Genomic DNA, 25,327 nt, shown 5'->3' on the forward strand with positions numbered 1-25,327 from the left:
TGGAATGGCAATGAATGAAAGTGGTTGAGGCGGGGTTAACGTCGCGGGCGGTGGCACAGCAGGGTGGACCTGTTCTATAGCCGCGCGGATGCGCGCCCTTTCCTACCGTGTGCTGGCCGTCGCGGCCGCCGTCTCGATCGCCGCCCCGGTGATGGTGCCCGCCGCCGCCGCGGCGCAGGGCACCACCTTCGATCTCGCCGGGCCGGTGCTTTCGATGCGTGTCACCCGCGGCACGGTGACGCTGCCTGCCGGCGAAGTGCCGTCGATCCGCGGCGGCGACCGGCTGGACGTGAAGGCCGACCTGCCCCCCGACCAGTCGGCGCGCTACGTGCTGGTCGTCGCGTTCCTGCGCGGCGCGACCAACCCGCCACCCAAGGACTGGTTCTTCAAGGCGGAGACGTGGGACAAGAACCCGAAGAAGGCCGCGCTGTCGATCACGGTGCCGGCCGGCGCGCAGCAGGCGATCGCGTTCATGGCACCCGAGACCGGCGGCGGGTACAACGCGCTGGTGAAGGCGGTGCGCGGCCGCCCGGGCGTGTTCGTCCGCGCCGCGCAGGACCTGTTCCAGGCCTCGCTGGACCGCGCGCGGCTCGAGACGTTCGTCGGCGGGGTGGCGCGCATCGAGGAGACGGCGCCCGAGCGGCTGGTGCCGGTCTCCACCGCGCTCGCCTCCACGCTGGCGATCAAGCTCGACGCCGCCTGCCTGTCGCGCGCGCGCTCGCTCCAGGCGTCGTGCCTGACGCAGAACCGCGACGGCATGGTGCTCCAGACCGGCGGCGGCACCACGTTGGCCGAAATGCTGGGCGGGACGACGACGCAATTCGCCTACAGCCTCGCCGCCACCAAGGAGGGTGGCGCAGGGCTGTACAGCCCGTACATCTCGCTGGCGCGTGACTTCGTTCGGCTGTTCGGGGTATTTCGCAGCGCGAGCTACCAATATGCCCCCGCGCTTGCGGTGGGATCGGGCGAGCGGCTGCGACTCCAGCTGAACAGCCCGCCGTCTTTCCAGGACCCGCAGACGGTGCTGGTCGCGCCGCTCCCCCCGATCGGCGGCGGGGCACCGCCGCCGCTGCGCGCGGCGATGAAGGAGGCGGTATGTCTGGCGCAGCCCGGCCTGACCCTGAAGCTCGACGATGCGCCGCTGCTGTTCGCGACCGACTTCGCCCGCGACCTGCGGCTGCGGCTGGGATTGCAGGACGGACGGACCATCGAGCTGCCGGTGACCGCCGATGCCGAGCGCGGCGGGCTGGTCGTGTCCGCCGATGCGCAGCAGCTGGGACAGAGCACGATCGGCGAGGCGGTGCTGACCGGGCGCTGGGGGTTCGACACGTTTACCGGTCCGCGCTTCCCGGTCCAGAACGGCGCGCCGGGGGCGTGGCAGGCCAAGCCCGACGACGCCGTGGTGGTCGGGCGCGACGCACCGCTGACGCTGCGCGGCGGTGCGGCGGCGTGCGTCGAACAGGTGGCGTTGCGCGACCGTAGCGGCGGCACGAAGCCGGTCGACTGGAAGGCGAGTGCCTCCGACGAGATCACCGCGACGCTGCCGCTGGCGCGCACCCGGCCGGGCGACCTGACGCTGATGGTCGCGCAATATGGCGGCGCCGCGCCGGCCCAGATCACGCTGAAGGGGCAGACCGAGGCGAGCCGGCTGGAGGGGTTCACGCTCTACACCGGCGACAGGGAAGGCCGGCTGGTCGGCGCGCGGCTGGATCAGGTGGCGAAGCTGGAGGTGGCGGGGGTGACGTTCGTCGCGGGTGCGCTGACGCGCGATCCGGGCGGCGGCGACCGGCTGGCGCTGACCACCGAGGCGAACACCGAAACGCTGGCGCAAGGGGCGAGCGATGCCAAGGTGACGCTGAAGGACGGACGCACCACCACCGTGCGCGCGACGATCACCCCGCCGCGCCCGCGCCTGGAGCTTGTCGGCAGTCGCATCGCGACGCCCGGCACCGCCGCGGGGCTGCCGCTGACCTTGCCCGCCGGATTGCTGCCGCCCGATGCGATGCTCACCTTCTCGGTGCGCGCGGTCGGCACGCGCCTTTCCGGCGACGATGCGATCGAGATCGCGACTGCCGACGACAGCGCCACGACGAAGTTGACGGTAGCATCCGGCAAACTGCAGTCCCTGGGCGGCGACGTCGCCATCGGCAGCTTCGTCCCGCGGCAGGCGCTGGGCGCCGGTGCGGTGGGCGCGTTGAAGATGCGGCTGGTGCAGGGCGACACGCTTGGCGAGTGGCAGCCGCTGGTGCGGGTCGTGCGGTTGCCGGCGCTGACGCGGGTGGCGTGTCCGGACAAGGATTGCACGATCGAGGGCGAGGGGCTGTTCCTGATCGCGTCGGTGGCGGGCAGCGCGGACGGGGCCGGCGCGGTGGCGGTGCCGGCCGGCTATGTTGGCACGACGTTCACCGTACCGAAGCCGGCGGGTGACCGATTGTACCTTAAGTTGCTCGATGCGCCGGAGGATGTGGTCACGGTGGCGGTGGGCAAGCCTTTGTCATAGCGGCCGTATCGGCGCGGAAGTTTGCGAAGGGCGCGCACATCGGGTGTGGCGGGATGCGACAAGCGACGTGCGCGACCGGCGCAGGGCCGCAGCATAGCGTGACGCGCCGGCCGTTGGATATGGGCCGGGGTGGCGGGATTGCGTGCCGATGCCGCGTTCCTTGCGTCAGTCGCCGGTGACGCGGCCCTCCTCGTCCTTCAGCTTCGACTTCACGCGCCGCGCGCGCGCCGCATCGATGATGTCGATGAGTTCGTGGATCAGCAGGATGCCCTCCATCGTCTTGGGATCGTCCTCGTCCGCCGCCTCGAGAAACAACGCCTTCATGCGCGCGGCGATGTCGATCGCCGCGGCGTAGCGATCCTCGCCGATCTTGTCGCGGACCTTGCCGAACCCTTCGATCAAACCGTAGAATTCTGTATCGATGCTCCGGCCGGGTAGGTAGCCACTTTCATCCTTGAAGAACGGGGCATTTCCCATCATCGGCACGACGTAATCATTGAGTTCACTCAATGTCTCAGGGACGTATGGATCGGGATTGTGATACGAACTTACGATACGGCACGTCATTTACCTGCCTCCGATCGAGAAATTATATAGCTACTTCCCGGCCCTAGCTGCCGCGGCCGTATGATAATAACGTGACTCGGACGAAAATCTGCATTGAAGAACCCACGGATTTGTGGTGTCTTCAATGTTTTTTCAGACAAAGTAACATCGTACGCAACGCCACCGACCCTTGCATCTGGCCTCCTGTAAGCCATCTCTGGCTTTGATGTATCATACTCCCGACGGTTTACTCGTATATCGGAGCCGATCTGCTTTACCGAGTATCGTCTGTAAACCATCCTCAACTCTGTACGAACGGCATCATCGACATAGGTGCCGATCGCCTCCTCCCTCGACAAGCGCCCCTTGAGCTTTCCGAGCTCGTACAGTCTGACTGCTCTGGTGTAAGCACTATCCGCTATGCCTTGCATAACGCGCATCGTTTCAACCTGCATCGGACTCACCTCGCCCTTCATTTTTACGAAGCTCGCTGCGCGCTGCATTCGCAGGTCATTCAGTTGGTTTTTCTGCCCCTCCCATGTTGTTGGGAAGCCGAGTGACTGAAACTTCCAGTTCGGATCCAATGCGGCAATCTGCTCGATGAGCAATGCGCTCCGCTCCCTCGTCATCGCCGCCATCAACTCGTTCGCGGGACCAGTGATGTCGAAGACATTGTCGAGCAGCGAGATGATGGCGCCGCCGGGTGCGTCGCGCAGGCCGGGGAAGGTCTGCTCAAGGGTCATCGGGTCTTCAAAGGCACGGCTGTTGCTGCCGCGAGGCAGGCGCGGCGGCTGTCGAAACTGGACGTTTTGAAGAGATCCCGTCTGCCCATCCGGGCGATAGACAGCATCGACGATGCCACCGCCCGCCGGCTCCTTGTCGGCCAGCGCGCCGGGCGCCTTTCGCCACACCGCCTCCGAGGGGCGTTGCAACGCCGCTTCCGGGCGGCCGTGGGAGATGACGACTCGATCGAGCGACCGCGGCCCGCCCGGCGCGAAGGTGAACCGCCCGTTCCGTGGATCGTGATAGGGATTGAACTTCAGCTCGATACCGTCCGCGGTTCACGTCGGCGGTCGTCCCGTACGAAGCCAGACGGAGAAATCGCGTCGCCTGTCGATATCAGAAATGTGATTCATCTCACCTCACCCCCTTCGTTCGACAGGAACACTTGAAGAACGTGAGGTGAAATGTCAATAAAAAGCCGGCCCTCCAGCAGCAGAGAGCCGGCCGTTATTTACGTCGGCGATGATATCATTGCCGAATAAGAAGACCTTACCGATCGCGACGCCCCAGAAGACGCAGCCGCAGTGCGTTGAGCTTGATGAAACCCGCCGCATCGCGCTGGTCGTAGGCGCCCTGATCGTCCTCGAAGGTCACAACCTTCTCGGAATATAGCGAATTCGGCGACTTGCGGCCGGTGACGATCACATTGCCCTTGTAGAGCTTGAGCCGCACGGTGCCGGCGACCTTCTCCTGCGAGTGGTCGACCGCGGCCTGCAGCATCTCGCGCTCGGGGCTGAACCAGAAGCCGTTGTAGACCAGCTCGGCATAGCGCGGCGCAAGTTCGTCCTTGAGGTGCGCGGCCCCCCGGTCGAGCGTGAGCTGCTCGATCGCGCGATGGGCGAGCGCGTAGATCGTGCCGCCCGGCGTCTCGTACATGCCGCGGCTCTTCATGCCGACGAAACGATTCTCGACGAGGTCGAGGCGCCCGATGCCGTGCGTGCGGCCGAGGTCGTTCAGCTTCGCGAGCAGCGATGCCGGGCTCAGCGCCTCGCCGTTGACCGCGACGCCGTCCCCGCGCTCGAAATCGATCGTGATCGTCTCGGGCGCATCCGGCGCGTCCTCCGGGTTGACGGTGCGCGAATAGACGTACTCGGGCACCTCGTCCCAGGGATCCTCGAGCACCTTGCCCTCGGACGAGGTGTGCAGCAGGTTCGCGTCGGTCGAGAACGGCGCCTCGCCGCGCTTGTCCTTGCTGACCGGAATCTGGTTGGCCTCGGCGAACTCGATCAGCTTCGTGCGGCTGGTCAGATCCCATTCGCGCCACGGCGCGATCACCTTGATGTCCGGATTGAGCGCGTAATAGCCGAGTTCGAAACGAACCTGGTCGTTGCCCTTGCCGGTAGCTCCGTGGCTGACCGCGTCGGCGCCGACCATCTTGGCGATCTCGATCTGCCGCTTGGCGATCAGCGGCCGCGCGATCGAAGTGCCGAGCAGGTACAGCCCCTCGTACAGCGCATTGGCGCGCATCATCGGGAAGACGTAATCCTTGACGAATTCCTCGCGCAGGTCGTCGATGAAGATATGCTCGGGCTTGATCCCCATCAGCTCGGCCTTGGCGCGCGCCGGCTCCAGTTCCTCGCCCTGCCCCAGATCGGCGGTGAAGGTGACGACCTCGCAGCCATATTCGGTCTGGAGCCATTTCAGGATCACGCTGGTGTCCAGCCCCCCCGAATAGGCAAGTACGACGCGCTTGATCTGATCGGACATCGGCAGAGGCTCCTTCTTGCGCGCGCCGCTACGCGCTCATGCGCGCGAGGGCAACCGTCTTGCCGGCGCTACGGCGGCGATGCGCGGGGCGATATGCGGGGGGGGGGTTATTCCTTTGCCCGGCGTTGCTTCGAGCGACGCGCCGGACATGCGGTACGCGCGCCCGCCGTTCACGCCCGGTAAAAGCGCGCCGCGGCACAGGGCGCGTATGAAGCATCATGCCACCCTCGCCGCCGCGCTCGTCGCATTCCTGTCGTTGCCGGCGCTGAGCGCCGTCGCGACGGGACAGGAGACGCGTGCCAGCGCCACCGCCAAGCTCGACAAGGAGTTCGCCGCGTCCGACGCCAACAAGGACGGCTTTCTCTCGCCGGCCGAGGTTCAGGCGCGGATGGGCAAGATGAAGATGGGCGGCGGCAAGACGCTGGACCCCGTCCATGCCAAGCGTGTCGCGGCGCTGTTTCTGGCGCGCGCCGACACGAACAAGGACGGCAAGGTGAGCAAGGCCGAGTCGGACGCGCTGATGGGCGCGGTGTTCAACGCCTATGACACCAACCACGATGGCAAGGTCGACGGCACCGAGGCGGCGCGGGCACGCGCCGCGGCGAAGGGTGCGACGACCGGGCAGGCGGCGCCGCAACGCTGACGGGCGCGGGCGGCCATCCCGCCCGCGTCATCGCGAGATCGCTTGCCTCTTGGGCGCACACTCCACCCGCCACGGCGAGTGTCGCCAGTGTCGGGTGACCCGGGTCGACGGTAATACCGAAGGTACGAAGGCGGGTGCGGCGGTTCGGACGGTCGCCTGCAATGTTGCTGATCTTATCTGAAATCGCGATAAGTTTCATTGACATCCCCGCTGGCGCGTTGCCAGGCTCGGCCCGATTGACGGGGACGGGGACTGACGATGGCGCTACTTCACAGGCTGATGCTGCTGGCGACCGCGAGCCTTCTGGCGGGTGGGGCCGGCGCGCAAGAAACGGCCGGTGCGGCAGCAGCAGGAGCTACCCCGTCGGCGGTGGCGCACCCCGAGAAGTGGCCGAAGCTCCCGCTCAAATTGCGGCGCGATTCCAGGGTGGAGGCGCGTATCGACGCCATGCTGTCGCGGATGAGCGTCGAGGACAAGGTGGGACAGTTGCTGCAGGTCGACATTGCATCGATCACGCCGGCGGACCTGGAGACCTACAAGCTCGGCTCGATCCTGAACGGCGGCAATTCCGCGCCGAACAACGACGAATTCGCGCCGCCGTCGCAATGGCTTAAGTTGTTCGACGCCTATTGGGACGCGTCCGTGAAGCGCAGCGACGGGCGACCGGTCGTGCCGTTGATCTGGGGCACCGACGCGGTGCACGGCGCCAACAACATCGTCGGCGCGACGCTGTTCCCGCACAACATCGGGCTCGGCGCGATGCGCGATCCGGACCTGATTCAACGCATCGGTGCCGCAACCGCGGCGGAAACGGCCGCCACGGGGATCGACTGGAGCTTCGCGCCGACCGTTGCGGTGGTGCAGGACGACCGCTGGGGCCGCACGTACGAGAGTTATTCCGAAGATCCCGCGATCGTCGAATCCTATGCGGGCAAGATGGTCGAGGGCATCCAGGGAACCGTCGGCGGCGATTTCATGAAACCCGGCCACGTCATCTCTTCCATCAAGCATTTCCTTGGCGATGGCGGCACCGGCGGACGGGACCAGGGTGACACGCGCGTCACGGAGGACGTGCTGCGCGACGTCCATGCCGCCGGCTATCGCAGCGGGCTGGTCGCCGGCGCGCTGACCGTCATGCCCAGCTTCTCGAGCTGGAACGGGACGAAGATGACCGGCAACAAGAGCCTGTTGACCGGGGTGCTGAAGGAAAGGCTGGGCTTCGAGGGTTTCACGATCGGCGACTGGAACGCGCACGGGCAGGTGCCGGGCTGCACGAACGAGGATTGCGCCGCCGCGATCAACGCCGGGCTCGACATGTTCATGTATTCCGGCCCGGGCTGGAAACAGCTGTATGCCAACACGCTGCGCGAGGCGAAGGACGGCACGATCCCGGCGGCGCGGCTTGACGATGCGGTGCGGCGCATCCTTCGCGTCAAGGTGCTGGCCGGTACGTTCGAGGCGGGTCGCCCGTCCACGCGGCCCTTCTCGGGTCGCTTCGCCTTGCTGGGATCGCCGGAGCATCGCGCGATCGCACGCCAGGCGGTGCGCCAGTCGCTGGTGCTGCTCAAGAACAACGGCGGCGTGCTGCCGCTGAAGCCCGGGGCGAACATCCTGGTCGCCGGGCGCGGCGCCGACGACATCGGCCAGCAGGCGGGCGGCTGGTCGATCACCTGGCAGGGCACCGGCGTGACCAACGCCAGCTTCCCGAACGGGCAGTCGATCTGGTCGGGGATCGACGAAGCGGTACGCGCGGGCGGCGGGAAAGCGACGCTGGCGATCGACGGACGCTACGCCGCCAAGCCCGACGTGGCGGTGGTCGTGTTCGGCGAGACCCCCTATGCCGAATTCACCGGCGATCGCCCGACGCTGGAATACAGCCCCGACGACAAGTCCGATCTCGCGTTGCTCAAGCGGTTCAAGGCCGCCGGTGTCCCGGTGGTCGCGGTGTTCCTGTCGGGGCGGCCGATGTGGGTGAACCCGGAGTTGAACGCCGCCGACGCCTTCGTCGCGGCGTTCCTGCCCGGCACCGAAGGCGGCGGCGTGGCCGACGTGTTGGTCGCGGGCGCGGATGGTCGCGCCCGGCACGACTTCCGCGGGAGGCTCAGCTTCTCGTGGCCCAGGCGGCTCGACCAGTTCGTGCTCAACCGACGCGACGCCGGATACGACCCGCTGTTCCCGATCGGTTACGGCCTGACCTATGCACGCGCGGCGACGGTGCCGCCGCTGAGCGAGGCACGACCGGCGGTAAGCGCATCGGACCAGAACGCGCTGTTCGTCCGCGGACGGATCGTCGCGGGTGCGCGGCTCGATGTCGCCGGACCCGTGCAGCAGACCCGCGTCGATCGCGCCGCGCAGGAGGACAGCCTGCGCTTCGCCTTCGCAGGTGGCGGCGCGGCAAGCGCGGCCATCGAGCAGGCGCGCGCCATCGACCTGACCCGCGAGGCGAACGGCCAGTTGAGCCTGCTGATCGATTATCGTGTCACTGCGGCCCCTACAGGCGCCGTGATGCTGGGCATGGAAGGCGGCAAGCGCGCCGACGTGCCGATCACCGGGCTTGTGAAAGGTCCGATCGGCGCGTGGCGGCAACTCGCGTTGCCATTGCGCTGCTTCGCGGACGGTGGCGTGGCGATGGACAAGGTCACCAAGCCGTGGATCCTCGCCACCGAGGGGCGGCTCGGTCTCGACATCTCGTCGATCCGGATCGCCAGCGCACCGCCCGGCCCGGTCAGCTGCGGCATGCGGTGAGCGAGGCGCGGGCGCTCTACGCCTGGCTCCGCTCGCGCTATGGGCGCCGGACGCTGACCGGCAGCAGCCCCGTATCGCCGATCCTAATCTGATGCTGGACGAGATCGCCCGGCGCCCCCGGAGACCATGATGAACCCCACAATCGACCGTCGCCTGCTGCTGGGCTCTGCGGTGTTGCTTGCCGGTTGCGCGACAATGCGCGGCGGTGACGCAGCGCACCGCCAGTTCGTCCGGCGCGACGGCATGCGCCTGATGACCGGCGACCGGCGCTACCGCTTCGTCGGCGCGAACATGTGGTATGCCGCGTATCTCGGTGCCGACGCCGCTTACGGCAATCGGGCGCGACTGATCCGCGAACTGGACGCGCTGGCGGCGCTGGGCGTCACCAACCTGCGCATCCTCGCGTCGGCCGAAGAGGGGCCGCTGCACCATTCGATCAAGCCGGGTTTCCGCACCGCGACGACGGTGAACGACGCGCTGCTCGGCGGACTGGACTTCGCGCTGGCGGAAATGGCCAAGCGCAACATCCGTGCGGTGCTGTACCTGACCAATTTCTGGGAATGGTCGGGCGGGATGATGACGTACCTGTCGTACGTCAACGGCGGTCGCTACATCGACGTGGACGATCCTGCGCACCCGTGGCCGGCGTTCGCCAACTTCAACGCGCAATTCTACGGCAACGACCGGGCGGTCGGGCTATACCATGACTGGGTGCGGGCATTGGTGACGCGCAGCAATGGCGTGACGGGTATCCGCTATGCCGACGATCCGACGATCATGGCGTGGCAGCTTGCCAACGAACCGCGCCCGGCGGGCGATCTGGCGCACGCGGCACCGCCGCAATTCCATGCCTGGGTGCAGGGCACCGCGCGGCTCATCAAGTCGCTCGATCCTCACCATCTGGTCTCCACCGGATCGGAAGGGTTGATGGGCGCCCTGGGGCAGCCCGAGATCGTGCTGGCCGAACACGCCATCGCCGAGGTCGATTACCTCACTGCGCATATCTGGCCGAACAATTGGGAATGGGTGCGTCAGGCCGACCTGCCCGGCACCCATGCGCGCGGCGAAGCGCTGAGCCAGGAATATATCGACCAGCACGTCGGCTTCGCACGTCAATTGAACAAGCCGCTGGTGATCGAGGAGTTCGGTTATCCCCGTGATGGGGGCAGCAACGATCCGGCGATGTCGACGCAGTACAAGGATCGCTTCTACCGGCTGATCTACGCCGCGGTCGAGCGCGACATGGCGCATGGCGGCCCGACCGCCGGGACCAACTTCTGGGCATGGAACGGCGAGGCGCGCGCGCAACATGCCGACTTCAAGTTCCAGCCCGGCGACCTGCAATACATGGGCGACCCCCCGCACGAGCCACAGGGATGGTATGGCATCTTCGCCGGCGACACGACGACGCGGATCGTCGCCGACCATGCAGCGGCGGTCGCTCGCCTGCCCGCGCCGCGGTGAGCCGGACCCGCCCGGCGCGGATCCGGACCGGCTCGCCGAGATCGATGCGCCTGGCGGTGGACCGGACGTGGCGGCCACTTTCCCGCCACCGCCGGTCCGGGTGCCGCGACGACATCGATGTGGCGACGGGACGGAGCGCCCGGCTCGAGCGCGACCGTCCGGGAGGCGAATCGGAGGTGGCGTGATGCACGGCCCAAAAGGCGATTGCATTCCGGTCTTCTCCGATCCACAATCCTTCCAGGTCACTACGGGCCTGCTGCGCCTCGCTCCCGATACCGCATGTTTCGGAAGCGAGGCGCCTTTTGCCTCTTAATGGCCATCATCTCTTCACGATTACCCGCTAGCGACAGCCGCGGGGCGCTACTGCCCCACGGACAGCAGGTCGCGCCGCCTGCGCTTTGCGTATGCAGGCGGGGCGACTTGGTCAGGCCGTCGTCGGACCACGCCTCGCGCGGAGAGGTGGTTCAAGCGGCGCCCACGGTGTCGAACAGCCGCCGGAGATAGCCGATGTTGAGCCGGCTGCGTGCAATTTGCTGAGGTGTGGTCAGGGCGCTGGTCGGGACGATGACACCGCTCTCGCCGATCATGACGGAGCCTCGTCCGGCCATCGCGAGAACGTGCCGCCGCACGGTCTCGAAGGGAAGGTTCACCTCGGCAGCGAGCTTTCGAAGCGATACCGGCCGGCGCACACGATCGGGCAGCGGCTGCGAAGCCTCCGCGTATCCGTCCGGCAGTTGCCCGTTGCTCAGGAGATCGCGGACGTTGGCGGAAATGATCGCCGCCCAGATGCTGCCAGTGGTGACGCTCCCGTGCTGCTCGGCGAACCCCTCCAGACTGCGCACCGCGAAGTCGACGATCGCGCGCCCGACGCGCGCGCTGCTCGCGCCGCGATTGGTTTCGGGGAGCGACTGGAAGCCTTGTGATCGCATCATGTCGAGCAAGGCATGGAGCGCCGTGCAGTCCTGTTCGACCAGCGCGTCCGGCGCGCCGTAGATCAACGGCTCGACCGGCGCGATATAGCCGCTCGCGCTCGAACGTAGGACCTCGCGCCCGACAAGTGCGTGAACCCGTTTGCGGACCGTGGCGTAGCTGAACCCCATCGACAGCGAGACCGCCAGGACGCTGGTCGGCCGCCGGTGGCCGTTCGGCACCTCCAGGCTGGCATCCCTGAGAGGCAGGTGCGCCAGGTTCGCACTCGTCACCGCCTGCAGGATGATGGTGTCGACGCGGTCGAGCCGTAACGTGCGCTGCCACCGTATCCCGCGCCGCAACAGATATTCGCCGATGTGGCTGGCGGCCAGTCGTCCGAACGCCGGCTTGACGATCATCTCGTCGGTGTCGGCTAACGTCGCGTCTGTCCCCTCACCCACCATCGCCGCCGCTGCGCCTCGCCTGTGTTCGTTACCGCCAGTTACTCGACCGGGGTTGACGAGTGGTGTGGATCAGCGTGAACGCATTGAAAAATAAGCCTGCGCTCAGATCTCGCGCAGCCTGCGCTCCTCTTCGATCATATAGTCGCGGGTCAGCGGCAGGCTCAGGCGGTCGCGGCTGAACTGGATTTGGTAGTTGACGAGCGGGCCGTTCGTGAAGGACACGATCGCGCCGGCCAGATAATACGTCCACATCCGGAAGAAGCGCTCGTCGTAAAGCGCGACGATCTGGTCGTGTGCCGCCACCGTCCGCTTGTACCAGTCGCGCAGCGTCAGCGCGTAATGCATGCGCAGCACCTCGATATCGGTGACGAACCAGCGGATCTGCTCGTTCGCTTTCAGCACTTCGGACAATGCGGGGATGTAGCCGCCGGGGAAGATGTACTTGTCGGTGAACTTGTCGGTGAAGTTCGGCCCGTCGCCGCGCCCGATCGTGTGGAGCAGCATCACGCCGTCCGCCGTCAGCAGATTGCGACATTTGTTGAGATAGGTGCGGAAATTGCGCACGCCGACATGCTCGAACATGCCGACCGATACGATGCGGTCGAACGGCCCTTCCAGCGCGCGATAGTCGATCAGCTCGAAGCGTACCTTGTCGGCGACGCCGGCCTCCTCGGCGCGGCGGCGCGCGACCTTCAGCTGTTCCTCCGACAGCGTGATCCCCAACACCTCGGCGCCGGTCTTCGCGTGGATATACAGCGCCATCCCGCCCCAGCCGCAGCCGATATCGAGCACGCGCATCCCCGGCGCGATGGCGAGTTTGGCGACGATATGCGCCTTCTTGTCGGCCTGCGCCTGCTCCAGCGGATTGGCGGTGTCGGTGTAATAGGCGCAGCTATATTGCTTGTCGGCGTCGAGAAACAGGTCGTACAGCCGGTCCGACAGGTCGTAATGGTGCGCGACGTTGCGCTTGGAGGCGAGCGCCTTGTTCGCGGTTAAGAAACGGTGGCGAATCTGCCCGCCGAGCCGCCGGAGCGGGCTGGCGGCCAGCCGATTGCTGCCATTCTCCCAGCGACTGTTGCTGGTCGCCAGCATCAGCAGGTCGAGGATGTCGCCTTCCTCGACGATCAGCCGCCCGTCCATGAACGCCTCGGCGACGCCCAGCGCGGGATCGGCGGCGATCTCGCGGTAGACCCTGGTGTCGGTGATGCGGAACGACACCGGCTTCAGGTCGGGATCGTCCTTCCCGAAGACGGAGACGGAACCGTCGGGCTTGGTGAGGGTCAGACGACCGCGGGCAATGGCGCGGCGGAGGAACACATCGATCAGGGCCATGGGCGCCTGCTAAACCGAGGCTTGGGGCGTGCGCAACTCCCCACGTATTGCGCCGCCGCGGCGCGGCTTATAGGCAACGGCGCCATGCGCTATGTCAGCACCCGCGGAACCGCCCCCGCGCTCGATTTTGCGGGCGTGACGCTCGCCGGCCTCGCCAGCGACGGCGGGCTCTATGTCCCCGAACACTGGCCGACGCTGTCGCCCGAAGAGATCGGCGCCCTGAAGGGATTGTCGTACGTCGATACCGCGGTGGCGGTGATGGCGCCGTTCGTCGCCGGCGCGCTGACCCGCGAGGAACTGCGCGACTTGTGCACGGCCGCTTACGGCGCGTTCAGCCACGATGCCGTGACGCCGCTGGTGCAGCTCGATCACGATCAATGGCTGCTGGAGCTGTTCCACGGGCCGACCCTGGCGTTCAAGGACGTCGCGCTGCAGCTGCTGGGCCATCTGTTCGAGAAGTTCCTGGCCGGCACGACCCAGCACCTGACGATCGTCGGCGCGACCAGCGGCGATACCGGGTCGGCGGCGATCGACGCGGTGGCGGGGCGCAGCGGCGTCGACATCTTCATGCTCCACCCCGAGGGGCGGGTGAGCGACGTGCAGCGGCGGCAGATGACGACGGTCGGCGCGCCCAACGTCCACAACATCGCGATTCGCGGCGACTTCGACACCGCGCAGGCGCTGGTGAAGGCGATGTTCAACGACACGTCGTTCGCCGGACGTTTCCGGCTGTCGGCGGTGAATTCCATCAACTGGGCGCGGTTGATGGCGCAGGTGGTCTATTACTTCTACGCCGCGGTGCGGCTGGGCGCGCCGGCGAAGCCGGTGGCGTTCAGCGTGCCGACCGGCAATTTCGGCGACGTCTTCGCCGGCTACGTCGCGGCACGGATGGGGCTGCCGGTCGCGAAGCTGGTGGTGGCGACCAACGTCAACGACATCCTGGCGCGCGCGCTGGCGAGCGGCGACTATTCGAGTCGGCAGGTGGTGCCGACCGTGACGCCGTCGATGGACATCCAGGTGTCGAGCAATTTCGAGCGGCTGCTGTTCGACCTCGGCGGGCGCGACGGCGCGGCGCTGGCAGAGCAGATGCGCAGCTTCGAGGATGCGCGCGCGATCCGGCTGACCAACGCACAGACCCAGGGTGCCGCGGACCTGTTCGTCGGCGAACGCGTCGACAGCGACGACATGGCCCGTGCGATGCGCCACGCGCACGAGCGGTCCGGGCAGGTGATCGATCCGCATACCGCCATCGCCCTGGCCGCCGCGCACCGCCACGCGCAGCCGGGGGTGCCGATGGTGACGCTGGCGACCGCGCATCCCGCGAAGTTCGGCGACGCGGTAGAGCGCTCGACCGGTACGCGTCCGGTCCTGCCGGCGCGCGTCGGCGACCTGTTCGAGCGCGAGGAACGCTTCGTGACGCTCGACGCCACCTATGAGGCGGTGAGCGGCTATGTCGCCGACCACGCCGTGCCGCGCGCCTGACCATGGAATTGTCGACGCTGATCGGCGAGCCGTGGGCGGATTACGGGCTGATCGATTCGGGAAACGGTCGCAAGCTGGAGCGATACGGCCGCTTCCGCTTCATCCGCCCCGAGCCGCAGGCGCTCTGGGCACCGGCCGGGAACGACTGGCGCGCGCAGGGCGAGTTCGTACCGGGCAGCGACGAGGAAGGCGGCGGCCAATGGCAGTTCGCCGAACCGGTGCCGCGCGACGGCTGGCCGCTGGCGTGGGGAGAGGGCGACGCGCGCGTCCGCTTCACCGCGCAGACGACGCCCTTCCGCCACCTCGGCTTCTTTCCCGACATGGCGCCGGTGTGGTCGTGGATGCGCGGGCGCGTTGCGGGGACCGCGGCGCCGGAATGCCTGAACCTGTTCGGTTACACCGGGGTCGGCACGCTGGCGATGTCGGCGGTCGGCGCCAGGATGGTGCATGTCGATGCATCGAAGAAGTCGGTCGAGGCGGCGCGCGGCAATGCGGCGCTTTCCGGACTGGGCGACGCCCCGGTGCGATGGATCGTCGACGATGCCGCGAAGTTCGTAGCGCGCGAGGTGCGACGCGGGCGACGCTATGACGGCATCCTGCTCGATCCGCCGAAGTACGGGCGCGGGCCGGATGGCGAGGTGTGGCGGCTGGAGGAACATCTGCCGGCGCTGATCGCGGATTGCCGGCAGTTGCTGGATGCCGAGTCGCGCTATCTGTTCCTGACCGTCTATGCGGTGCGGATGTCGGCGCTGGCGATCGGCGAGATGCTGCGCCAGGCGTTCGCCGACCTGCCGGGGCGCGTCGAGGCAGGCGAACTGGCGGTGCGCGAGGAAGCACGCGGACTGGCGTTGCCGACCGCGATCTGGGCGCGGTGGTCGCGATAGCAATTCCCTCCGCGTGGCGAGCGGTTGAGGGTGCTCCGCCTCTGGGTCAGCAAGCGCGGCGCGAACGATTCAGGACGTGCTGATCCGGCTCTGAATCGCTTTGCCGCGTTCGAAGTCCCGGATGGAGGCAATGTCGGATCACGCGCCGGCCTGCCGCTCACGTCACGGCGACGACGGCGCGGTTCTTCCCGCGTCTCACCGGCCTACTCGCTCCCCGCGCGCATCGCCGCGCCCGCCACGACCGGCGCACCGGCGACCAGCACCAGGCTGACCGCCGCGAGCAGCTTCAACCCACTTGCCCCGCCATCGATCGCGCCCGCGCCGAAGATCAGCAGCGGCACGGCAAGCGGCAGCATCACCAGTCCCGCGACGGCGCCCGCCCCGCGCAACCCCGCGACCAGTGCGCCGGTGGCGACCGCCAGCGCGGCAAGCCCGGGCGTGCCGAGCGCGAGCCCCGCCTCGACCAGCAGCAGGCGCCCGGCGGACACGTCGAGCAGCCCCGCGGCGATCACCGCCGCCAGCATCAACGGCGGCGCAAACGCGCACCAATGCGCAGCGATCTTCACCGCCGCGACCATCGCCGGCGATATCCCGCGCACCGCCAGCTGATCGAGCACGCCTGCCTCGAGATCGGGCTGTACCAGCCGCTCGACCGGGAGCAGCGCGGCGAGCAGTGCCGCGGCCCAGATCACCCCGCCCCCGACTCGCGCCAGCAGTGCCGCATCGGGGCCGATCGCGAACGGGAACAGCAACGCCACGAGGAGGAAGAACGCGATCACCAACGTCGCGCCGCCGCCGGCATAGCCACGCCGCACGTCGCGCCAGAACAGGGCGATCACAGGGCGATCACAGCGCGATCACAGCGCGATCACAGCGCGACCGTCGCGGCATCGGGCACCGCCAGCGGCTGGTGTGTGGTCACCACCACCGCCCCGCCGCCGGCGCGGTGCCCGTCGATCAATCCCTCCAGCCGCGCGACCGCCGCCACGTCCAGCCCGCTCGCGGGCTCGTCGAGCAACCACAGGTCGGCGCCGGCCGCGACGACACGCGCCAGCGCGGCGCGGCGGCGCTGCCCGGTCGACAGCAGCCGTACCGGAACATCGGCAAGCTCGTCCAACTCGACCGCGGACAGCGCCGCGGCGATGCGGATGTCGGCGTGCCCGCGGCGGTCCAGCACCGCCCAGAAGCGTAACGCCTCTCCCAGCCGCCGCTCTCCGTCGAGCGCCGCCGCCTCGCCCAGCCATGCCACCGTACCGTCGCGCGTGACGCTACCCGCGGCCGGCGGCAGCAGCCCCGCGAGGACGCGCAGCAGGCTCGATTTACCCGCGCCGTTCGCACCGGTGACCAGCAGTGCACCGCCGCGCGGCACCATCAGGTCCAGCTCCTCCGCCAGCACCCGCCCGCCGCGCGCCACGGCCAGCGCGTGCGTCGTCAGCACGCCCCGTCTGCCACCGCGTCTTCCAGCGCATGCATGTCATCGTCCGACAGGCCGAAATGGTGGCCGATCTCGTGGATCGTCACGTGCGCGACCAGATCGTCGAGCCGCACGTCCGTTTCGCACCATTCGGCAAGGATCGCCTGCCGATACAGATGGATGCGGTCAGGCAGCGCGGCGCTGTCGAACGCGCTCTTCTCGCCGATCGGGCGACCGTGGTAGATGCCGGTCAGCTCCAGTGGATGCTCCAGCCCGACCGCGGCGAGCGTTTCGGCATCCGCCTCCTCCTCGACCAGCAGCACGATATCGCCGAGATGCGCCCGGAACTCGGCAGGCAGGCGCGCGATCACGCCGCGCGCCTGCGCTTCTATCGCGTCCGCGGAGGGCGCGGTGCCCATTGCCTCTTGCCCGTCCATGCCGCTGGTCATACCGCTCCGGGCATCGCAGCGGAAGGGAGAGGTGATGGCCGGGACGATCGAACCGCTGAGCGAGGCCGAACGCGCCGATGCGCTCGATGCCTTGCCGGATTGGGATTACGACGAGGGGCGCGACGCGATCACGCGGTCGATCGTGTTCACCGACTTCGCCGAGGCGTTCGGTTTCATGGCGCAGGTGGCATTGCTCGCCGAACGCGCCGACCACCATCCCGAGTGGAGCAACGTCTGGAATCGCGTCGAAATCCTGCTGACGACGCACGATGCGGGCGGCCTTTCGGGGCGCGATATCGAACTCGCGACCGCGATCGACGCGATCCTGGGTGGGTGACGCAGGCGGTCGACTGATCGCCATCAAGCTGATTCATCGGAACGATCACGACCGATCATCCGTACTCGCTGGCTTATGCCGGCACCTGAAACACCCATGTTCCGCTGGATCCATCACGCGCAAGCCGAGCTGGAATCCATGCTTCACGCGCATGTCGCGGATCGCGCCTTCCCTTGCGTCGGCGCGAAGGCGGCAATGGCGAAGGGGACGCTGAACGTTCTGGCGTGCACGCGGATCGACAGCGCATGGGACGACCTGCGCATCCACGACGGGCTGGTGCAGTTTGCCGCCGCCTATCGCCGGGATCCGACATTGTTCCGCAGCTTCGCAGTGGTATTCGACGGACCGGAGACGCTGGACGAGCCGGCGTTCGAGGCGGCGCTGTGGCAGCGTATCCAGTCGCTGTCCGACAAGGACGTGTGGCGCGGTCAGGAATATGATGCGCGGGTCAGCCACGATCCGCAGGACTCGCATTTCTCGCTGAGCTTCGGCGGTGAGGCGTTCTTCGTCGTCGGCCTGCACGCGCAGGCATCACGTCCGGCGCGGCGCTTCGGCCGCCCAACGCTGGTGTTCAACCTGCACGACCAGTTCGAGCAGCTGCGCGCCGACGGGCGCTACGAGACCATGCGGGAGGCGATCATGGTGCGCGACGAGGCGATCGCCGGGTCGCGCAACCCGATGCTCGCACGGCACGGCGAGACCAGCGAGGCGCGGCAATATAGCGGGCGCGTGGTCGACGAGGCGTGGCGTTGCCCGTTTCATTATGCCGGCACCGCCGAGGACACGAAGCACGCATGACCGGACAGGTGCACGAGATCGCCCCCCGCAGCGGCGCGGGGTTCGCGCTGTCGGCCGGGCAGACCCTGACGGTGATCGACCCGCGTGGCGTGCAGGTCGCCGACTTGCTGGCCTACAATGCCGCCGACGTGCGCGAGGTGCTGTCATCGGGGCGGACGCTGGATTATGCCGAGACGATCCGGCTTACGACCGGGCACAGCCTCTATTCGAACCGATCGAACGTGATGCTGGAGATCGTCGAGGATAGCGTCGGGCGGCACGACTTCCTGCTGACGCCGTGCTCCTACGCCACCTTCGACCATTTCTATCCCGACCTGCCACGGCATCGCGGTTGCTTCGGCAACCTTGCCGAAGCGCTGGCGCCATGGGGCATCACCGAGGACATGATCCCGGTCGCGTTCAATTGCTTCATGAACGTGCCCGTCGACTCCGCAACCGGCCGGCTCGAAGTGTTGCCGCCGGTCAGCAAGGCGGGCGACCGGATCGTGTTGCGCGCGGCGATGGACGTGGTGATCGGCCTGACCGCCTGTTCGGCGCCGGCGTCGAACGGGGGCAGTTTCAAGCCGATCCACTACCGCGTGGACTAGACCATTGCATGGCGCTCCGCCTCTTCGGCGCGCGCCGCGTACCGCGCGGCGAGATCGAGATGGAGGCGGCGGATCGCGGCTTCGCAGGCAGTCCGCGCGCGCTGCTGCTCCTGTGCGACGCGGCGGCGGAAATAGGCGACGTCGTTGCTGGAAGACATGGACATGCTCCTGACCCGAGGGGTGACGATACGCGTGCGACAGGGGCGAGTGTGCGATCGTTCCGGCACGGATGCTTTCACATCGATCACGAATTTCGTGGCGAAAACATGCCGATGGAATGATGTGGATCAATGACGATCCTGCATAGTTTCCGTCGCCACGCCCGCGACTCCGGCGACTCCGAATCGAGTCGCGACGTGGTCGAGGAAGCGCCGGTCGCGATCGAGGTGAACGGCATCGGCTATGCCGTGATGATGGCGACGCCGGCCGACATCGGCGACTTCGCGACGGGGTTTGCGCTGGCCGAGCGGATCGTCGCATCGGCCGGGGAGATCGAGGCGCTGGACGTGCACGACACCGGGCGCGGGACGATCGTGCGGCTCGCGGTGCCGCCGGCCCGCGCCGCGGCGGTGATGGAGCGGGTGCGGCGGCGGACCAGCGACAGTTCATGCGGATTGTGCGGGATGGACAATCTCGACGCGGTGCATCGCCCCCTGCCCCGCGTACCGTCGAGCGACGTACCCGCGGAAGCGATCTTCGCCGCGCTGGGCGCGATGCGGGCTCACCAGCCGCTGCACCGCACGACCGGCGCGGCGCATGCGGCGATGCTCTGCGATGCGGGTGGCGCGGTCCGGCTGGCGCGCGAGGATGTCGGACGACACAATGCATTCGACAAGCTGATCGGCGCGATGGCGCGCGCCGGGCTGGGCTGGGACGGTGGATTCGCGCTGCTGTCGTCGCGCTGCTCCTACGAGCTGGTCGAGAAGGCGGCGCTGGCAGGATGCCCGATGCTGGTGACGGTCTCGGCCGCGACCAGCCTGGCACTGGAGCGCGCCGCCGCCGCCGGGCTGACGCTGGTGTCGCTGGCCCGTGACGATGCGGTGCTTTTTTCCGACCCGCGCGTTCCGGAGGCATGACCGAGCAGCACGACGATCGCCCCGACTTCACTCCTTATGAAGGCCCCGCGGGCGGATGGGGGTCGATGCGCTCACTGGCCGACATCATCCCGCGCGAGAAGAACATCGCGCAGACCTCCGCCGAGCTACTCCGCCAGAACAAGCCCGACGGCTTCGCCTGCGTCAGCTGCGCATGGTCGAAGCCGCACCCGCCCGGCCCGGTCGAGTTCTGCGAGAACGGCGCCAAGGCGACCGCCTGGGAGATCACCAGCCAGCGCGTGACCCCCGATTTCTTTCGTCGCCACACGCTGACCGAGCTGCGCGGCTGGAGCGATTACCGGCTGGAAGAGGCCGGGCGGCTGACGCATCCGATGAAATACGATGCGGCCAGCGACAAATATGTCGTGGCACCGTGGGAAGAGGCGTTCGCGGCGATCGGGGCGACGCTGAAGTCGCTGCCGCCGCGATCGGCGGTGTTCTACGCTTCGGGTCGCGCCAGCCTCGAGACGTCGTACATGTGGCAGTTGATGGCGCGCTTGTATGGCAGCCAGAACCTGCCCGACAGTTCAAACATGTGCCACGAATCGACCTCCGTGGGGCTCAAGACGTCGATCGGGGTGCCGGTCGGCACGACACGGCTGGAGGATTTCGACAGCACGGACTGCATCCTGCACTTCGGGCAGAACGTCGCAACCAACAGCCCGCGGATGCTGCACCAGCTGCGCGGGGTGGCGAAACGCGCGGCCGACATCATCGTGTTCAACCCCCTCAAGGAGCGCGGGCTGGAGCGGTTCACGGACCCGCAGAACCCGGTCGAAATGGCGACCGGCAAGGAGACGCAGATCGCCAGCCAATATCATCAGGTGAAGTCCGGCGGCGACCTGGCGGCGATGACCGGGATCGCCAAATGGCTGCTCGAACACGATGCGATCGACCACGACTTCATCGCGCAGCACACCCACGATTTCGCGCCGTTCGCCGAAAAGGTGCGCGCCACCGGATGGGACGAGATCGAACGCGAATCGGGGCTGACGCGCGCCGCGATCGAGCGTGCCGCCGCCGCTTACGGGCGCGCGAAGGCGGCGATGGCGATCTACGGCATGGGGCTGACGCAGCACGTGAAGGGCGTCGACAACGTGCGGATGCTCGTGAACCTGATGCTGCTGCGCGGCAACATCGGCCGACCCGGCGCGGGGCTGTGTCCGGTCCGCGGGCATAGCAACGTGCAGGGACAGCGCACGGTAGGCATCACCGAGAAGACGGAGCTGGCACCGGTCGAGGAACTGAAGGAGCGCTACGGCTTCTCGCCGCCGACCGAGAAAGGGCTGGATACGGTCGAGACGTGCCGCGGGATCATCGACGGCACCGTGAAGGCGTTCCTGTCGCTGGGCGGCAATTTCGTGCGCGCGGCGCCGGAGACCGATCTGGTCGAGGAAGGCTGGGCGCGGATGGACCTGTCGGTGCAGATCGCGACCAAGCTGAACCGAAGCCACCTGATCCCCGCCGCCGGCGGAACGTGGTTGCTGCCGTGCCTGGGGCGGATCGAGCGCGACCTGCAGGCGACGGGTCCGCAGCGGGTGACGATCGAAGATTCCACCAGCGTGATCCATCCCTCACTGGGCAAGGTGGAGCCGGCCAGCCCGCACCTGCTGTCCGAACCGGCCATCGTCGCCGGGATCGCCAAGGCGACCCTGCCCGCGAATGCGGCGGTCGACTGGGACGCATGGGTCGGCGACTATGCGCTGGTCCGCGACGAGATCGCAGCGGTGTTCCCGCACTTCTTCGCGCGCTTCAACCAGCGACTGGAGGAAGAGAAAGGCGGGTTCTGGAAGGGCAACAAGGCCGCCGGACGCGAATGGGATACCGAAAGCGGCAAGGCCGAGTTCCTGGTGCCGGACGTGATGAATGCCACCGGCTTCACGGAAGCCGACGGACGGTTCCGGTTGCTGACGTTGCGCTCCAACGACCAGTTCAACACCACGATCTACGGTTATTCGGATCGTTTCCGCGGGATCAACGGCACGCGGCAGGTGGTGCTGATGAACCGCGACGACATCGCACGTGCCGGGCTGGCCGCCGGGCAGAAGGTGACGCTCGCCACCGATGCCGAGGACAACCACGATCGGCGTGTCGGCGACCTGACCGTCGTGGAATATGACCTGCCGGCCGGGTGCATCGCGGCTTATTATCCCGAGTGCAATCCGCTGATCCCGCTGGCGCATCATGCCGAGGAGAGCCACGTGCCGGCGGCCAAGTCGGTGCCGGTACGGATCGTCGCATGATCGTGGCTGACGATAGCTGACCCCCTACGGCGGTGCTGCGCCGGCAACCCGCTTCTCCTCCTACGTGGAGGAACAGCCGAGAGCGGCGCATCCCCGGTCCTTGCCGTTGACCCACGGGACACCGGCATAATTATGCGACAAGTCGGCGATAGCGCCATCGTTGCCGCTCGACCTCATGCGCGGCTGGGGTAACACATGCGTCTCTCGTTTCTTCTTCTGGCCTCCACCGCGGCGCTGCCCGCCCACGCACAACAGGCGCCGGCCGCTGCGGCTCCTGCCGGCGCCCAAACGCCCGCGCAGACCGCGTCGCCCGAGGCGGAGGAGGAAACCGCCGAAGACATCGTGGTCACCGGATCGCGCACACAGCGCGGTTCGGTCGTCGGCGACATCGCGCCTGAAGAGCAATTGTCGCCCGCCGACATCCGCAGCTACGGCGTCAGCTCGGTCACGGAGTTGCTCAACGAGTTGTCGCCGCAGACGAACTCGGGCCGCGGCGCCGGCGGGGCGCCCGTGGTGCTGCTCAACGGGCGGCGCATCTCCGGCTTTCAGGAGATCCGCGACCTGCCCACCGAGGCGATCCAGCGCGTCGACATCCTGCCCGAGGAAGTCGCGCTGAAATACGGCTATCGCGCCGACCAGCGGGTCGTGAACTTCGTACTGCGCCGCCGCTTCAGGGCGGTGACCGTCGAGGCGGAGGATCGCTTCGCGACCGAGGGCGGGCGCAACACGCCGGGCGGCGAGCTGGACCTGCTGCGCATCCGCAACAACGGCCGCGTCAACCTGCACATGGAATACAGCCGCCCCGACGCGCTGACCGAGGCCGAGCGCGACATCGTCCAGGCACCGAACGCAGCGGCAGTGGGCGGCAATGTGTCGAGCCTGGACCGCCGCGCGGTCGATCCCCTGTTCGGCACCGCGACGTCGCTGGGCGTTCCCGCGCTGGCCGCGACGCGAGCGCCCGCGCTCGGCGATTTCTCGACGACGCGCAACACCACGGATCAGGGCGCGTACCGCACGTTGTTGCCGCAGCAGCGGACGTTCACCGCCAACGGAACCTATGCCACGACGATCTTCGGCAACGTCGGCGCGACGTTGAACGCCACAGTCGATCACAATGTGACGCAGGCCCTGCGCGGCCTGGCGGAGGTCGACCTCGATCTGCCGGTCGGCAGCCCGTATTCGCCGTTCGCGACCCCGGTGCGCGTGACGCGGGCGTTCGACGATGTGCCCGCGCTGACCCAGCGGGTGGAGAGCACCGACCTGCATCTGGGCGGCGCGCTGAACGGCGACCGCGGGCAGTGGCGCTGGTCGTTGACCGGCAACGTGGACCGCGACGAAAGCAATACCGTGACGCAGGCGGGTCTGGACGCCAGCGCGTTCCAGGCGCGGCTGGATGCGTTCGATCCGCTCGCCAACCCATATGCGCCGCTGTCACTGGGCGCGTTGCCGCAGGATCGCGGTCGGTCGGTTTCCACGACCGCCGGACTCGATGCGCTGGTTGCCGGGCCGCTCTTCGCGCTGCCGGCTGGCGATGCGAACACCAGCATCCGCGTCGGCGCGTCGACCAGCGACTTCACCAGCGACTCGTTCCGGCGCGGGGTGGCGAGCAGCGCCGACATCGGACGCGACATCGCCAATGCGCAGCTCAACCTGGATCTGCCGATCGCCAACAGCGCACAGGGCGTGCTGAGCGCGCTCGGCAGATTGTCGATCAACGGCAACCTCGCGGTCGACCAGCTCTCCGACTTCGGCACGCTGTGGACGATCGGTTATGGCGCGAACTGGACGCCGATCGCGGGGGTGCGGCTGCTCGCCTCGGTCACCGACCAGGACGAGGCGCCGTCCGCACAACAGCTCGGCAACCCGTCCGTAACGACGCCGGGCGTCCGGGTGTTCGACTACGTGCGCGGCACCACCGCAACGGTCACGACGGTGACCGGCGGCAACCCGGCGCTGATCGCCGACAACCGCCACGCGATGAAGATCGGGCTCGATCTCAAGCCATGGAGCGAGCGGCAGATCAACTTTCGCGCCGATTACACGCGGCAAAGCACCGACGATCCGATCGCGGCCTTCCCCAGCGCCACCGCGGCGATCGAGGCTGCGTTCCCGGATCGCTTTCAGCGCGATGCCGGCGGCAACCTGCTGCGTATCGACTCGCGCCCGATCAACTTCGCGCGCAGCGAGACCTCGCAGCTCCGCTACGGCGTAAACCTGTCCTTCCGCTTGAAGTCCGACCTGCAGAAGCGGATCGAGGCGTATCGCGCCGGGACCGGGCCGAACCCGTTCGAGGGACTGCGGCCCCCAGGGGGCGAACGGCCGCCGGAGCGCGCCCCGCAGGATCGCACGCGGCCGGACGGCAGCGCGATGAACGGTGGGCAACCCGACCGTGGCGGCAACGGCGGCGGCGGGCCGCCGGGGGGCGGCTTTCGCGGGCGTGGCGGCGGCGCGCAGGCCGGCGGGCGCGTACAGTTCGCGCTCTACCATACCTGGCACCTTACCGAGCGCGTCACGGTGGCGGACGGCGGCCCGGTGCTGGACCTGCTGAACGGCGATGCCATCGGCTCCTCCGGCGGGCAGGCGCGCCACGAGCTGGAAGGACAGGCCGGCTACGTCAACAACGGGCTCGGCGCGCGGCTATCGGTCAATTACCAGAGCGGGACCCGCGTCAACGGCGGCACCACCGCGGCGCCGGAGACGCTCGACTTCGGCGGGATCGCGACCGCCAACCTGCGGCTGTTCGCCGATCTCGGCGGCAACATCGCGTGGGTGCGCGCGCATCCGTGGATGCGTGGCGCGCGGGTCAGCGTCCAGCTCGACAACCTGTTCAACACCCGCCGCGATGTGCGCGACGAAAGCGGCGCGGTGCCGATCGGTTTCCAGCCGGGCTATCTCGACCCGGTCGGGCGGACGATCCGCGTGTCGGTGCGCAAGCTGTTCTCCTGA

At 67.9% G+C, this 25,327-nt stretch carries 21 protein-coding genes; 12 read left to right on the forward strand and 9 right to left on the reverse strand.

Annotated elements, in window-relative coordinates:
* Nucleotides 1-88: 88 nt before the first annotated feature.
* Nucleotides 89-2,500, forward strand: coding sequence for a hypothetical protein (locus SPHPHY_RS20580; protein ID WP_022687998.1), 2,412 nt, complete (start codon nucleotides 89-91; stop codon nucleotides 2,498-2,500).
* Between the two features lie 165 nt (nucleotides 2,501-2,665).
* On the opposite strand, the gene SPHPHY_RS0117555 is transcribed toward SPHPHY_RS20580, so the two are convergent.
* The 3 genes from SPHPHY_RS0117555 to SPHPHY_RS0117565 form a co-directional block, all read right to left on the reverse strand.
* Nucleotides 2,666-3,067 carry a hypothetical protein gene (locus tag SPHPHY_RS0117555; protein ID WP_022687999.1) on the reverse strand — a complete coding sequence of 134 codons (402 nt, stop codon included), beginning with the start codon at nucleotides 3,065-3,067 and terminating at the stop codon, nucleotides 2,666-2,668.
* Nucleotides 3,064-3,978 (reverse strand): hypothetical protein, encoded by a 915-nt coding sequence (locus tag SPHPHY_RS0117560; protein WP_231370453.1) that lies wholly within the window; start codon nucleotides 3,976-3,978, stop codon nucleotides 3,064-3,066. Before SPHPHY_RS0117560 ends, SPHPHY_RS0117555 begins: the two co-directional genes overlap by 4 nt.
* 340 nt (nucleotides 3,979-4,318) lie before the next feature.
* The gene (locus SPHPHY_RS0117565; protein ID WP_022688000.1) at nucleotides 4,319-5,536 is read right to left on the reverse strand and encodes an argininosuccinate synthase; all 1,218 of its coding nucleotides are present in this window, start codon (nucleotides 5,534-5,536) and stop codon (nucleotides 4,319-4,321) included.
* A gap of 208 nt (nucleotides 5,537-5,744) precedes the next feature.
* Here SPHPHY_RS0117565 and SPHPHY_RS20585 point away from each other — a divergent pair, with 208 nt between their 5' ends.
* From SPHPHY_RS20585 to SPHPHY_RS0117580, 3 genes are all read left to right on the forward strand, one after another.
* Nucleotides 5,745-6,179, forward strand: coding sequence for an EF-hand domain-containing protein (locus tag SPHPHY_RS20585; RefSeq protein WP_022688001.1), 435 nt, complete (start codon nucleotides 5,745-5,747; stop codon nucleotides 6,177-6,179).
* Nucleotides 6,180-6,437: 258 nt separating this feature from the next.
* On the forward strand, nucleotides 6,438-8,924 hold the full coding sequence (locus SPHPHY_RS0117575; protein ID WP_028057084.1) for a glycoside hydrolase family 3 protein: 2,487 nt from the start codon (nucleotides 6,438-6,440) through the stop codon (nucleotides 8,922-8,924).
* Between the two features lie 129 nt (nucleotides 8,925-9,053).
* A complete protein-coding gene (locus SPHPHY_RS0117580) occupies nucleotides 9,054-10,388 on the forward strand; it encodes a glycoside hydrolase 5 family protein (RefSeq protein ID WP_043131561.1) in 1,335 nt (444 codons plus the stop codon).
* Between the two features lie 464 nt (nucleotides 10,389-10,852).
* On the opposite strand, the gene SPHPHY_RS0117585 is transcribed toward SPHPHY_RS0117580, so the two are convergent.
* The gene (locus tag SPHPHY_RS0117585) at nucleotides 10,853-11,758 is read right to left on the reverse strand and encodes a hypothetical protein (protein ID WP_156025132.1); all 906 of its coding nucleotides are present in this window, start codon (nucleotides 11,756-11,758) and stop codon (nucleotides 10,853-10,855) included.
* A 105-nt stretch (nucleotides 11,759-11,863) separates the two neighbouring features.
* Nucleotides 11,864-13,093, reverse strand: a complete 1,230-nt coding sequence (locus SPHPHY_RS0117590; protein ID WP_022688005.1) for an SAM-dependent methyltransferase — start codon at nucleotides 13,091-13,093, stop codon at nucleotides 11,864-11,866.
* Between the two features lie 84 nt (nucleotides 13,094-13,177).
* Here SPHPHY_RS0117590 and thrC point away from each other — a divergent pair, with 84 nt between their 5' ends.
* Complete coding sequence (gene thrC, locus SPHPHY_RS0117595; protein WP_022688006.1) at nucleotides 13,178-14,575, forward strand: threonine synthase; 1,398 nt, start codon at nucleotides 13,178-13,180, stop codon at nucleotides 14,573-14,575.
* A 2-nt stretch (nucleotides 14,576-14,577) separates the two neighbouring features.
* Nucleotides 14,578-15,459: a class I SAM-dependent methyltransferase gene (locus SPHPHY_RS0117600; protein ID WP_022688007.1), complete on the forward strand. Its 882-nt coding sequence runs from the start codon at nucleotides 14,578-14,580 to the stop codon at nucleotides 15,457-15,459.
* A 203-nt stretch (nucleotides 15,460-15,662) separates the two neighbouring features.
* Here the strand turns inward: SPHPHY_RS0117600 and SPHPHY_RS0117605 are convergent, their stop codons facing one another.
* The 3 genes from SPHPHY_RS0117605 to SPHPHY_RS0117615 are packed head-to-tail and all read right to left on the reverse strand — an operon-like array spanning nucleotide 15,663 to nucleotide 17,310.
* Entirely contained in the window at nucleotides 15,663-16,298 is a 636-nt protein-coding gene (locus SPHPHY_RS0117605; RefSeq protein WP_022688008.1) for a heme exporter protein CcmB, read from the reverse strand.
* 29 nt (nucleotides 16,299-16,327) lie between these two features.
* Complete coding sequence (gene ccmA / locus SPHPHY_RS0117610) at nucleotides 16,328-16,897, reverse strand: heme ABC exporter ATP-binding protein CcmA (protein WP_022688009.1); 570 nt, start codon at nucleotides 16,895-16,897, stop codon at nucleotides 16,328-16,330.
* Nucleotides 16,891-17,310 carry a metallopeptidase family protein gene (locus tag SPHPHY_RS0117615; RefSeq protein WP_028057085.1) on the reverse strand — a complete coding sequence of 140 codons (420 nt, stop codon included), beginning with the start codon at nucleotides 17,308-17,310 and terminating at the stop codon, nucleotides 16,891-16,893. The genes ccmA and SPHPHY_RS0117615 overlap by 7 nt, the downstream gene beginning before the upstream one ends.
* A 46-nt stretch (nucleotides 17,311-17,356) precedes the next feature.
* On the opposite strand from SPHPHY_RS0117615, the gene SPHPHY_RS0117620 reads away from it, so the two are divergent.
* From SPHPHY_RS0117620 to SPHPHY_RS0117630, 3 genes are all read left to right on the forward strand, one after another.
* Nucleotides 17,357-17,659, forward strand: coding sequence for a 4a-hydroxytetrahydrobiopterin dehydratase (locus SPHPHY_RS0117620; RefSeq protein WP_022688011.1), 303 nt, complete (start codon nucleotides 17,357-17,359; stop codon nucleotides 17,657-17,659).
* A 96-nt stretch (nucleotides 17,660-17,755) separates the two neighbouring features.
* On the forward strand, nucleotides 17,756-18,457 hold the full coding sequence (gene gntA / locus SPHPHY_RS0117625) for a guanitoxin biosynthesis heme-dependent pre-guanitoxin N-hydroxylase GntA (protein ID WP_022688012.1): 702 nt from the start codon (nucleotides 17,756-17,758) through the stop codon (nucleotides 18,455-18,457).
* Nucleotides 18,454-19,044: a DUF1989 domain-containing protein gene (locus SPHPHY_RS0117630; protein WP_022688013.1), complete on the forward strand. Its 591-nt coding sequence runs from the start codon at nucleotides 18,454-18,456 to the stop codon at nucleotides 19,042-19,044. Before gntA ends, SPHPHY_RS0117630 begins: the two co-directional genes overlap by 4 nt.
* Here the strand turns inward: SPHPHY_RS0117630 and SPHPHY_RS22100 are convergent.
* A complete protein-coding gene (locus SPHPHY_RS22100; protein ID WP_022688014.1) occupies nucleotides 19,041-19,202 on the reverse strand; it encodes a hypothetical protein in 162 nt (53 codons plus the stop codon). The genes SPHPHY_RS0117630 and SPHPHY_RS22100 overlap by 4 nt on opposite strands.
* Before the next feature lie 132 nt (nucleotides 19,203-19,334).
* Between SPHPHY_RS22100 and fdhD the strand changes: the two genes are divergently transcribed.
* From fdhD to SPHPHY_RS0117650, 3 genes are all read left to right on the forward strand, one after another.
* Nucleotides 19,335-20,120, forward strand: a complete 786-nt coding sequence (gene fdhD, locus SPHPHY_RS0117640) for a formate dehydrogenase accessory sulfurtransferase FdhD (protein WP_022688015.1) — start codon at nucleotides 19,335-19,337, stop codon at nucleotides 20,118-20,120.
* Nucleotides 20,117-22,381 carry an FdhF/YdeP family oxidoreductase gene (locus tag SPHPHY_RS0117645; protein WP_022688016.1) on the forward strand — a complete coding sequence of 755 codons (2,265 nt, stop codon included), beginning with the start codon at nucleotides 20,117-20,119 and terminating at the stop codon, nucleotides 22,379-22,381. Before fdhD ends, SPHPHY_RS0117645 begins: the two co-directional genes overlap by 4 nt.
* 195 nt (nucleotides 22,382-22,576) lie before the next feature.
* Nucleotides 22,577-25,327 carry a TonB-dependent receptor gene (locus SPHPHY_RS0117650; protein WP_022688017.1) on the forward strand — a complete coding sequence of 917 codons (2,751 nt, stop codon included), beginning with the start codon at nucleotides 22,577-22,579 and terminating at the stop codon, nucleotides 25,325-25,327.

Source organism: Sphingomonas phyllosphaerae 5.2 (genome assembly GCF_000419605.1).
Classification (GTDB): Bacteria; Pseudomonadota; Alphaproteobacteria; order Sphingomonadales; family Sphingomonadaceae; genus Sphingomonas; species Sphingomonas phyllosphaerae_B.